Origin of the sequence: Providencia sp. PROV080 (assembly GCF_033688105.1) — a bacterium.
Lineage (GTDB): Bacteria > Pseudomonadota > Gammaproteobacteria > Enterobacterales > Enterobacteriaceae > Providencia > Providencia zhejiangensis.
Genome location: NZ_CP096346.1, coordinates 1,845,268 through 1,857,405 on the forward strand (window position 1 = coordinate 1,845,268; position 12,138 = coordinate 1,857,405).

Genomic DNA, 12,138 nt, shown 5'->3' on the forward strand with positions numbered 1-12,138 from the left:
TTAAAAAGAAAACTGACATTGCGTGTGCGGAAAAACAAATGATGTGAACCAAATGTAAAATTAATGTGATCTGAGCTGCATAATTAGAAGAAAAATTAACCGTTTTAAACATGGTGGTTTTAGTCATTGTTATTGATAAATAATAAAAAATTGGGTTTTTTAATCTTTTTTTTCTTAATGGTCATGTTAAAAAGATTATTGATTGTACATGTATATACAACTATATCTATAGGGAGACATTATCAGTACAAACTGAATCTTTCGAAGAGGGTATGAATGTGACAACGATAAATAATAAATACAGGAATGGTGATATTAGGGCACCTCGTGGTAACGCTCTTAGTGCAAAGAGCTGGTTGACTGAAGCGCCATTACGCATGCTGATGAACAACTTAGATCCTGATGTCGCTGAAAATCCACATGAACTGGTTGTATATGGTGGCATTGGCCGTGCTGCTCGTAACTGGCAGTGCTATGACAAAATTGTTGAAACCCTCAAAAATTTAGAAAACGACGAAACCTTACTTGTACAATCAGGTAAGCCTGTGGGCGTTTTTAAAACGCATGAAAATGCACCTAGAGTGCTCATTGCTAACTCCAATATCGTTCCTCATTGGGCGAATTGGGAACACTTTAACGAACTCGATGCGAAAGGCTTGGCCATGTATGGCCAAATGACCGCAGGGAGTTGGATTTATATTGGTAGCCAAGGCATTGTCCAAGGGACATACGAAACTTTCGTTGAGGCAGGGCGCCAGCATTATAACGGTGATTTAACCGGACGTTGGGTATTGACGGCTGGATTAGGTGGTATGGGGGGCGCTCAACCATTAGCTGCGACGCTTGCGGGAGCTTGCTCACTGAACATTGAATGCCAACAAAGTCGCATTGATTTTCGTTTACGTACAGGTTATGTCGATGAACAAGCGACAGATTTGGATGACGCATTAGCGCGTATTAAACAATATACGTCAGAAGGGAAAGCCGTATCTATTGCCTTATGTGCTAATGCTGCGGAAGTCTTACCTGAATTAGTCAAACGTGGCGTTCGCCCTGATATGGTGACAGACCAAACGAGTGCCCACGACCCTTTGAACGGCTATCTGCCTATGGGTATGAGCTGGGATGAGTACCGTGAACGTAGTGTGAAAGACCCTGAAGGTACCGCAAAAGCTGCGAAAGCATCGATGGCGGAGCATGTTAAAGCGATGCTTGCATTTCAAAAGCAAGGTATTCCAACTTTCGACTATGGCAACAATATCCGTCAAATGGCTCTCGAAATGGGCGTCAAAAATGCGTTTGACTTCCCTGGGTTTGTACCAGCCTATATTCGCCCGTTGTTCTGTCGTGGCATTGGCCCTTTCCGTTGGGTAGCACTATCTGGTGATCCTGAAGATATCTATAAAACCGATGCTAAGGTTAAACAACTTTTATCTGACGATAAGCATTTGCACCGTTGGCTTGATATGGCGCGTGAACGCATTAGCTTCCAAGGTTTACCCGCACGTATTTGTTGGGTGGGTTTAGGAGATAGAGCTAAGTTAGGTTTAGCGTTTAATGAAATGGTGAGAAACGGTGAAGTTTCAGCGCCAATTGTGATTGGGCGTGACCACCTTGATTCAGGCTCAGTGGCAAGTCCAAACCGTGAAACGGAAGCGATGAAAGATGGCTCAGATGCGGTATCGGATTGGCCACTATTAAACGCACTGCTGAATACAGCAAGTGGAGCAACATGGGTTTCTTTACATCATGGCGGTGGTGTTGGTATGGGCTTCTCTCAGCATTCGGGGGTCGTGATTGTCTGTGATGGTACAGATGAAGCCGCTGAACGCATTGCCCGAGTGCTACACAATGACCCAGCTACAGGCGTTATGCGCCATGCCGATGCAGGTTATGATATTGCGATTGAATGTGCGCAAGAAAAAAATCTTAATCTACCGATGCTTAAAACACGCTAAGAGGTGCCAAAATGACTAAGTTAACTATTCATCCGGGTAAAATGACACTGAATGATTTGCGTCTTGTTCTTTCACAGGAAGTCATCGTTTCGTTAGACAAACGCTCTCATTCGGCAATTGAAAAAAGTGTGGCAACGGTAAATAAAATTATTGCTGAAGATAAAACAGCTTATGGCATCAATACCGGATTTGGTTTGTTGGCTAACACACGGATTGCGGCGAAAGATTTGCAATCATTGCAACGTTCAATTGTCATGTCACATGCTGCGGGTGTCGGTGAACCTCTTGATGATGAACTTGTCCGCTTGATTATGGTATTAAAGATTAATAGCTTAGCGCGTGGTTTTTCAGGTATTCGCTTAGAGGTTATTGAAGCGTTGATCGCGTTAGTGAACCACCAAGTTTATCCATTTATACCTGCTAAAGGCTCAGTAGGGGCATCGGGTGATTTGGCGCCACTAGCACATATGAGTTTAATTTTATTGGGGGAAGGTAAAGCACATTATCAAGGTAAATGGATCAGTGCGAAATCGGCTCTTGATAAGGCGGGACTAAAACCATTAAAGCTGGAGGCTAAAGAAGGTTTAGCGTTATTAAACGGTACTCAGGTATCGACCGCTTTTGCATTAAAGGGGCTATTTGAGGCGGAGAATTTGCTGCTAAGTGGTATTGTGTGTGGCTCATTGAGTGTCGAGGCAGCATTGGGGTCACGTAAACCATTTGATGCACGCGTCCATGAGGTTCGTGGTCAGAAAGGGCAAATCGATGTGGCGAAGCTGTTCCGTGATGTCTTAACACCAACCAGTGAATTGGCTCAATCACACGAAAATTGTGTCAAAGTGCAAGACCCCTATTCATTACGTTGCCAGCCTCAAGTCATGGGCGCATGTTTGACACAAATTCGTCAGGCCGCTGAAGTGATCCTCATAGAGTCAAATGCGGTCTCTGATAACCCTCTCGTCTTTACAGATAATGGCGATATTATTTCTGGTGGTAACTTCCATGCAGAACCGGTGGCGATGGCGGCGGATAATATCGCGCTCGCGCTGGCTGAAATCGGTGCGTTGTCTGAACGACGGATTGCTTTACTGATGGATACTCACATGTCTCAATTACCTCCTTTCTTGGTGAATAATGGAGGGGTTAATTCAGGGTTTATGATTGCTCAGGTAACAGCGGCTGCTTTAGCAAGTGAAAACAAAGCATTGGCACATCCATCAAGTGTGGATAGTTTACCAACCTCGGCAAACCAAGAAGACCATGTGTCTATGGCTCCAGCGGCAGGGCGTCGTTTGTGGGAAATGGCGAAAAACGTGACGGGAATATTAGCCATTGAATGGTTGTCAGCGTGTCAAGGCATGGATTTCCGTGACGGCTTAAAGTCAAGTGAAACGCTAGAAAAAGCACGTAAGATCTTGCGTGAGAAAGTCGCTTATTACGATAAGGATCGCTATTTTTCACCGGATATCGATGCAGCAATTAACCTCATCGCTGAACATCAATTATCAATGTTATTCACAGAGGGCTCACTCTTTTCCAATTAAGTCTTATACATCACGCAAATAATATACTCTAAATCATTCAGGATGTAGCCGCCTAAGCCGTAGAGCAGTCTTGCTCAAAGGCTACATCTTGATGCATCGCGAGTGTAAGTGGTCGGCAATGTATCGACCGCTTGTAGTATTTATCTGCACGACCATTATTAAAAACAATTATTACAATAATACGAAGGATAAATCATGCAAAGCACAACAAAACTTACGCGCGGACTTTCGGCGCGGCACATCCGGTTTATGGCCCTTGGGGCAGCGATTGGTACAGGCTTATTTTATGGTTCGGCAAAAGCAATTTCTACAGCAGGTCCTGCGGTGCTGATTGCTTATATTATTGGCGGTGCCGCGGTCTTTATGGTAATGCGCGCATTGGGCGAAATGGCCGTACATAACCCCATCGCGGGCTCTTTCTCTCAATATGCGAGTCATTATTTAGGCCCGCGAGCAGGCTTTTTTGCAGGTTGGACTTACGTCTTTGAGATGCTCATTGTATGTTTGGCTGACGTGACAGCCTTTGGTTTTTACATGAAACTCTGGTTCCCTGACGTCGCTCAATGGATTTGGGTCTTGAGTATCATCTGTTTTATTGGGGCAATTAATCTATGCCATGTCAAAGTCTTTGGCGAAATGGAGTTTTGGCTCTCTATTATTAAAATTGTCGCTATTGTAGCAATGATCGTGGGTGGTGCGGCGATTATGCTGTTTGGTTTTGGACAAGCCTCTGATCATGCTGTTGGCATCGCTAACTTATTTGAGCACGGTGGCTTTATGCCAAATGGGGTTGCTGGTGTGATTGCGTCATTTGCAGTCGTCATGTTTGCTTTTGGTGGGATTGAAGTGATAGGTATCACAGCAAGCGAAGCGAAAAACCCTGACGTCACTATCCCTCGAGCAATCAACGCTGTACCTATTCGTATCCTATTATTTTATGTTTTAACCCTCTTTGTATTGATGTGTATCTATCCTTGGAATCAGATCGGGCAGCAGGGCAGTCCATTTGTTCAAATCTTTGATAGTTTAGGTATTTCATCTGCCGCGAATATATTGAACGTCGTTGTGATTACGGCAGCTATTTCAGCGATTAACAGTGATATTTTTGGTGCCGGTCGTATGATGTATGGCATGGCCCATGAAGGCCAAGCTCCGAAAGCCTTCACTAAATTAACTAAAAATGGTGTGCCTTGGATGACAGTATTGGTTATGTCACTTGTACTGCTCGTTGGCGTCATATTAAATTACTTGATCCCAGAAAAAGTATTCTTAATTATTGCTTCTATTGCAACTTTTGCCACGATTTGGGTATGGTTGATGATCCTCGTTTCACAAGTTGCGATGCGCCGCAAAATGACAGCGGAGCAGGTGAGTAAGCTGAAGTTTCCTGTGCCATTATGGCCGGTTGGCCCCGCGCTCGCTATCGTATTTATGTTGTTTATCTTTGGAGTATTAGGCTATTTCGAGGACACACGTATCGCCTTATATGTTGGTATTGTTTGGTTAGTCATCTTGGCCGGTGCGTATGCGCTGTGGGTGAAAAAACCTGAAACCACCAGTCAAACTCGCTATGAAGCGGAGTCGGTAGAATAACGAATGTTTTCATTTGGGCCTCCATGAGTGGAGGCCTAATCAGGTGAATTCTCTTTCTTGTCATTTCCTTATTATTTTATTGAATTAATCTGCTGATTTGTGTCTCACTTCATGGCAAACTTGAAGGCTTTCGATACACAGTCTGGAGAAACCCTTCTTGGAAAAGATCTTCGTTGATGAAGCTGTTGCTGAACTTCATACCATTCAGGACATTTTGCGTTGGACAATGAGCCGCTTTAATGCTGCCAATGTTTATTATGGTCACGGTACCGATAATGCATGGGATGAGGCGTTACAATTAGTATTGCCAACGCTTTATTTACCCCTTGATATACCGGATGAACTACTGACATCGCGCCTGACTCCGACGGAGCGTCATCGTATTGTTGAGCGTGTATTGCGTCGCATCAATGAACGGATTCCAGTTGCTTATCTCACTAATCGCTCCTGGTTCTGTGGTCACGAATTTTATGTGGATGAGCGTGTGCTAATCCCTCGTTCACCCATCGGTGAATTGATCAATAATCACTTTGTTGGGTTGTTAGCGGATGAACCTCAAACTATCCTGGATATGTGTACTGGTAGTGGTTGTATCGCGATTGCTTGCGCCTATGAATTTCCTGAAGCAGAAGTCGACGCTGTTGATATTTCGACGGATGTGCTGGCGGTAACAGAGCAAAATATTGCTAATCATGGTTTAGAACATCGAGTTATACCTATCCGCTCTGATTTATTCAGAGATATGCCAGACGTGAAGTATGATTTGATTGTGACCAATCCGCCTTACGTTGATGCTGAGGATATGGATGATTTACCGGAAGAGTTTCGTGTTGAACCCGAGTTAGCTTTAGCTGCGGGCAGTGATGGTTTAAAACTGGTTCGTCGTATCTTAGCTAATGCGCCTCGTTTCCTGACTGAAGATGGTGTGCTGGTTTGCGAAGTCGGTAACAGCATGGTCCATTTGATTGAACAATATCCAGAGATCCCATTTATTTGGTTAGAGTTTGAGTATGGTGGTGATGGTGTCTTTATGCTAACTCGTGAACAATTAGTTGAGCATCATGCACACTTTCAACTTTATATTGATTAAGTGAATCCTGCACGGCATTCTAATCAATCACAACATCACAATAACAATCATTGAATATTAAGTAGGAATTTGGCATGGCAGGAAATTCAATTGGGCAACTGTTTCGCGTGACGACATTTGGTGAATCTCACGGCTTAGCCTTGGGGTGTATCATTGATGGCGTACCACCAGGACTCGCCTTGACAGAAGCGGATTTACAGGGGGATCTTGACCGTCGTCGCCCAGGAACGTCTCGTTACACGACAGCACGCCGCGAGCCTGATCAGGTTAAAATTCTGTCTGGCGTGTTTAATGGCATCACAACGGGAACCAGTATTGGCCTGTTGATTGAAAATACTGACCAGCGCTCTCAGGATTACAGTGCCATTAAGGACGTATTCAGACCGGGGCATGCAGATTATACCTATGAGCAGAAATATGGTCAGCGTGATTATCGTGGCGGTGGGCGCTCTTCTGCTCGCGAAACAGCGATGCGTGTTGCAGCAGGTGCGATTGCTAAAAAGTATTTACAAGAGAAATTTGGTATTACAATTCGTGGCTGCTTGACCCAAATGGGAAGCGTAAAATGCGAAATCAAAGATTGGTCAATTGTGGAGCAAAATCCTTTTTTCTGTCCTGACCCGAGCCAGCTGGATGCACTCGATGAGCTGCTGCGTGGATTGAAAAAAGAGGGCGATTCCATAGGTGCTAAAGTCACGGTGGTGGCTGAAAATGTGCCTGCGGGCTTAGGTGAGCCTGTCTTTGACCGTCTAGATGCAGATATTGCACATGCCTTGATGAGCATCAATGCCGTTAAAGGGGTTGAAATTGGCGATGGGTTTGGGGTGATCGGCCTAAAAGGCAGTGAAAATCGTGATGAGATTACGCGAGAAGGCTTTACTTCGAATCATGCTGGGGGAATTCTTGGCGGTATCAGTAGCAGCCAGCCTATCATTGCCCATATTGCGATGAAGCCGACCTCCAGTATTACAGTGGCAGGTAAAACCTTAAATCGTGATGGTGAAGAGGTAGAAATGATCACGAAAGGCCGTCATGACCCTTGTGTCGGGATCCGTGCGGTGCCGATTGCTGAAGCGATGATGGCGATTGTTTTAATGGATCACTATTTACGTCATCGTGGCCAGTGTGCTGATGTTGTACCCGCGATGAAACCATTTAGCGAATTGTAATGGCCTATTCGTATGAGGGAGGAGATATCCTCCCTTATTTTAATGTGAAGGTTTGGATGACGCCTGCTTAAAAATACCTCATCTGGGCAGTGATACCCTGTTAGCCTTAACATACGTTATGTGTTGCGGGGTATATTACATATCTCAATCATGGCAATTCTGTAATTTGGATAAAAAATGGATTGGCTGACCGTTGTTGCACCTGAAGTTTATCTATTACTTTTTTGTGTTGCGTTGTTTGCAGGGTTTATTGATTCTATCGCGGGGGGAGGTGGCTTATTAACCATACCTGCACTATTGTCGGTTGGTATTACTCCTGTTGAAGTGCTAGCAACCAACAAGCTCCAAGCCGTTGGAGGATCTTTTTCATCGACGCTTTATTTTGTAAGGCGTAAGGCGATTAATCTGCGAGAGCAGATGTTCCCTTTTATCATGACAATCATCGGCGCCATGTTAGGTGCGATTCTCATCCAAATGATTAACACGGATTTTCTCAAACAGCTACTCCCTATTATGGTGATCTGTGTGGGTCTTTATTTCCTGTTATCACCTTCTATTGGTGCACAAGATCGTAAACAACGCATTAGTATGCCTGTTTTTGGGGTTGCTGTCGGGATGACTATCGGTTTTTATGATGGTGCATTCGGGCCTGGTACAGGGTCATTTTTAGCGTTGGGTTATGTATTGTTATTAGGTTATAACCTCGCGAAGGCGACAGCTCATGCTAAGCTATTGAACTTTGCTTCAAATTTTGGCTCTTTGATATTTTTTATTATCGGAGGTCATGTTCTTTGGGTCTTAGGTTTTGTTATGCTTGTAGGGCAAATGGTGGGAGCAAGGTTAGGCGCTCGTTTGGTGTTAACTAAAGGGCAAAAGTTGATCCGACCAATGATAGTCATCATCTCCTTGTTGATGAGTATTAAATTACTTCATGATAGCCATGGCGATGCCATTAAAGCTTGGGTTGTTTCGTTATTTTAAGATGATTTGAATTTCCATGAGTAAACACCATTATCAGCAGTTGATCGATATTTTCGAACAATGCTTTTACAAAGAATATAATACTAAATTGGTGAAAGGTGACGATGAGCCAATTTATTTGCCTGCCGATGAGCAAACACCCTATCACCGTATTGTGTTCGCACATGGCTTTTTCACGAGCGCATTACATGAAATTTCACATTGGTGCATTGCTGGTGAAGCACGGCGTCAACAGGTTGATTATGGGTATTGGTATTGCCCTGATGGCCGTGATGAAAAAACACAATGTGAATTTGAAGTTGTTGAAATTAAACCACAAGCTTTAGATTGGCTGTTTTGTGTGGCAGTAGGTATCCCTTTTAACGTCAGTTGCGATAATTTAGAAGGTGATTTCGAACCTGACCGTATTGCATTCCAGCGTAAAGTACATGCCCAAGTGATGGAATATTTAGCAAATGGTATCCCTGAAAGGCCATTACGCTTTGTGAACGCATTACAATCGTTTTACAATACGCCACCACTTTGTGCAGAAGCCTTCCCTTATCCGGAAGACATTTTTGCCTAATGATAGATTAACGACAGTAAGGATTAAGCATGCTTGCCGATTTTGAAACACGCATACTGACAAAAATTGATGATATGGTCGAACACGCGAGTGACGATGAACTCTTTGCGGGTGGCTATTTGCGTGGGCATTTAACCCTTGCTGTAGCAGAACTTGAACAAGAAAATGAAAGTAGTGCGGATGCCCTTTATCAGCGTGTTGAAGCCAGTATTCAACAGGCCATTAAAGGCGGAGAACTCACACCACCTGATCAGGTATTGGTGTTAGATATGTGGAAATCATTACTTGATGAAGTACGTTAAGCGACTTGTCATTTTTTGTTAAAGGGGAGGAAACTCCTCTTTTTTTATAGGTTTTTTTATGTTTTTTATTCGTCAGGCCGTACCTTCTGATGCCAACAAGTTACCTGAAATTGAACGCTCGGCTGCGCAACTATTTCGTGACCATCACCAATATGCTTGGATTGCCGCTGATGATGTACAGTCAGAACAAGATCACTTAACACACATTCAACAGAATATGGAATGGGTTGCTGTCAATGATGAGGACCAACCTATTGGTTTTATCAACGCTGAAAAGTTAACCGACAGCCTGCATATCAATGAGGTGTCAGTTTGCCAATCTTGGCAAGGCAAGGGAGTCGGCCGGAAGTTAATTCTTCATGTTCTGAATTATGCATTGCAGCAGCAGTTTGCATCTGTTTCATTAACCACTTTCCGCGACGTTCCATGGAATGCGCCATATTATCAGCGCTTAGGGTTTTCTTTGATTGAAACCTCAGAGCTAAATTCGGAATTGAAAGCTATCTTAGCGCAAGAAGTTGAAGCGGGCTTTAATGCTGAAGAACGTTGTGCGATGCGTATGAGCCTGAAATCAATATAACCATATTGTGAGTTTGGATACTGAATTAAAGCGTTTTTTCGCGAATGAAGTGGAATATATCTCGTGATGGGCTTAATCATCAATTTTCTGAAGTAAGACAAATAGCTGATTAAGCCGCTGTTCAATTGGCGCTGTTATCTTTAAACGTTGATAACAACGCATCGCTTAGGGTCGTCAGTATTTTCATTGTCAGCAAAGCAGCTTATGGTTTAGATGATGGCTTGCCTACTTTGACTTCCCGACCTTTTAGTAACTTTCTGACCCAAAAGCGGTTTGGATGTAAAGCCGCGAGTGTTTCATCATCTAAAGGTAAAGGCTCACCAAAAATTTGTGCTGCGAGCAACTCAGCACATAAAGGCGCCGTCGACAGACCTCGTGAACCTAATGCCCCTAACATAAACAAATTAGGGTAGGCAGGAGCAGGGATGATGTCAGCTTGTTGCTTAATCTGTTCAGGCAAATTTTCATAGGCCACCATTAATTGTGCAAAGTTAGGAATATTGCCCACCAGTGGCATATGGTCACGGATAACACAGCGGATCCCTTGACGAGCCTGTTTACCTGAAATATCAACCTCTTCAGGCCAGCTAACATCGGCTAAACTATTGATGAGTTTTTGGCGATTATCCTGTTGGTCAGCTTCACTGTAATCAAAATCCAATTGGTCACGTTGGTAGCTAGCACCAATACAGTGTTGCAGATTATTTGGATTAACAGGGGTCAAATAGCCTTCGTAACATAAGACATTATTTAGTTGGCTAAGGGTCTGTGTCGTTGGTATGTGGCTGACTTGCCCTTTGACGGGGGTAACCGGTAATTGCTGAGTTTGTGGAAATTGATTGAGCAAGTGACCATTAGCAATAACCACGGTTTGATGCACAAATTGCTGTTGTTGACCCGCGATCTCCGCCGTTAATTGCCAACCTTCACTAGCGTTCTGTAACTGTGTAATATCATGATTAAAATAAAATTTTACGCCATTATTATTAAGATACTGCATAAGGGCATCACAGAGTTGAGCTGGAGATAACCAGCCCCCATTAGCATAATGGATCCCTGAATGATTGACGTCTAAGCCTGCCAATTCGCTTAATTGCTCGCGTGTTTTTTCGGCTGCAAATGCCTCTGGCCAATCAGTCTGGAGCATCGCGTCAATTTTTCGACGACTTCTGTCATGATAAGCCAGTTCAGAGACGCCACACCACTGCCCATCAAATTGAAGACCTAATGCCGAAAGATGATGGTAAAAGCGATGCGCATATGGAAATGCACTCACAAAGAAGCGTTCTAATGGGGTATCACGGCCATTAAGCAAAGGATAAACTGCACCTTGGCGATTACCCGATGCATTTTGGGCAACGTGTGGATCTTTGCAGTAAATAGTGACATTAGCCCCACGTTGGATTAAGGCGTATGCGCTTGCCAAACTGGCGAGCCCGCCACCAATAATAGCAATATCAGTTGGTTGTGAAGCTGGCTGTCGCGTAAACCAAGGTGTCATTTTTATGTCATGTTTGGCCGTTAAGCTACCTGTCAGCATTTCTCGTTTACGGCCGAAGCCTTTGATTTTTTTTATGGTGAAACCTGCTTGCTGTAAACCTCGTTTTACAAAACCCGCTGAGGTAAAAGTGGCAAATGTTCCTCCTTCTCGAGCAAATTTAGCCATTGCAGTGAACAGTTGTTCGCTCCACATTTGTGGATTTTTGGCAGGCGCAAATCCATCTAAAAACCAAGCATCTATCTTATTGTTTAAATTGCAATTAAGTCGAGGTAATTGTTCGTTTACATCACCAAACCATAAGTCAAGAATGATTTCCCCATTTTTTAACACAATACGTTGATTACCTGGTAAAGGTTGAGGCCATTGTTCACATAACATGTTTGATAGGGGAGCAAGCTCAGGCCAACGGCTGTGTGCGGCTTGAAGGTCTTCTCGACTAAGAGGATATTTTTCAAAGCTAATAAAATGCAAACGCTGTAGCTTTGCTTGAGGATGATTTAACTTAAACTGTTCAAAACATTGACATAAAGTGAGAAAGTTCAATCCAGTACCAAAACCTGTTTCAGCGATAACACAGGTTTCAAAAGGATGTGTTTCAAAGCGGCTTGGAAATTGATTTCCTTGCAAAAAGACATAACGGGTTTCTGCAAGGCCATCTTGATTAGAAAAATAGACATCATCAAACTGTTCTGAAATTGGAGTGCCTTCTTCATTCCAGCTAAGGCGGGCTGCTTCTACTACCGACTTTTTCACACTCATGCCTGTTATTATGCAAATAATCGTTAAATTTTAGCGCTGAACAAGCGTTAAGGCTACCTTTGAATAAAAAGGTTATTGTACTAGAGGAAAAAAAAA

Annotated in this window: 10 protein-coding genes; 9 read left to right on the forward strand and 1 reads right to left on the reverse strand. The window is 43.5% G+C overall.

All coding sequences use genetic code 11. The features are described from left to right. Positions 1-272 precede the first annotated feature (272 nt). From hutU to M1F03_RS08070, 9 genes are all read left to right on the forward strand, one after another. Positions 273-1,958: a urocanate hydratase gene (hutU, locus tag M1F03_RS08030; RefSeq protein ID WP_154624003.1), complete on the forward strand. Its 1,686-nt coding sequence runs from the start codon at positions 273-275 to the stop codon at positions 1,956-1,958. A gap of 11 nt (positions 1,959-1,969) precedes the next feature. Beyond that, a complete protein-coding gene (hutH, locus tag M1F03_RS08035) occupies positions 1,970-3,502 on the forward strand; it encodes a histidine ammonia-lyase (RefSeq protein WP_154624004.1) in 1,533 nt (510 codons plus the stop codon). 195 nt (positions 3,503-3,697) lie between these two features. After that, entirely contained in the window at positions 3,698-5,095 is a 1,398-nt protein-coding gene (locus M1F03_RS08040) for an amino acid permease (protein ID WP_154624005.1), read from the forward strand. A 157-nt stretch (positions 5,096-5,252) separates the two neighbouring features. Continuing rightward, entirely contained in the window at positions 5,253-6,185 is a 933-nt protein-coding gene (prmB, locus tag M1F03_RS08045; protein ID WP_154624006.1) for a 50S ribosomal protein L3 N(5)-glutamine methyltransferase, read from the forward strand. 74 nt (positions 6,186-6,259) lie between these two features. After that, positions 6,260-7,354, forward strand: a complete 1,095-nt coding sequence (aroC, locus tag M1F03_RS08050) for a chorismate synthase (protein WP_154624007.1) — start codon at positions 6,260-6,262, stop codon at positions 7,352-7,354. A gap of 177 nt (positions 7,355-7,531) precedes the next feature. After that, positions 7,532-8,335, forward strand: a complete 804-nt coding sequence (locus M1F03_RS08055) for a TSUP family transporter (protein WP_163861094.1) — start codon at positions 7,532-7,534, stop codon at positions 8,333-8,335. A gap of 16 nt (positions 8,336-8,351) precedes the next feature. Further along, positions 8,352-8,900 carry an elongation factor P hydroxylase gene (locus tag M1F03_RS08060; RefSeq protein WP_154624009.1) on the forward strand — a complete coding sequence of 183 codons (549 nt, stop codon included), beginning with the start codon at positions 8,352-8,354 and terminating at the stop codon, positions 8,898-8,900. Positions 8,901-8,929: 29 nt separating this feature from the next. Further along, positions 8,930-9,202 (forward strand): YfcL family protein, encoded by a 273-nt coding sequence (locus tag M1F03_RS08065; protein ID WP_154624010.1) that lies wholly within the window; start codon positions 8,930-8,932, stop codon positions 9,200-9,202. Positions 9,203-9,260: 58 nt separating this feature from the next. Next, positions 9,261-9,782 (forward strand): GNAT family N-acetyltransferase, encoded by a 522-nt coding sequence (locus tag M1F03_RS08070; protein ID WP_154624011.1) that lies wholly within the window; start codon positions 9,261-9,263, stop codon positions 9,780-9,782. 202 nt (positions 9,783-9,984) lie between these two features. On the opposite strand, the gene mnmC is transcribed toward M1F03_RS08070, so the two are convergent. After that, a complete protein-coding gene (mnmC, locus tag M1F03_RS08075) occupies positions 9,985-12,036 on the reverse strand; it encodes a bifunctional tRNA (5-methylaminomethyl-2-thiouridine)(34)-methyltransferase MnmD/FAD-dependent 5-carboxymethylaminomethyl-2-thiouridine(34) oxidoreductase MnmC (protein ID WP_251463990.1) in 2,052 nt (683 codons plus the stop codon). Positions 12,037-12,138: the final 102 nt, after the last annotated feature.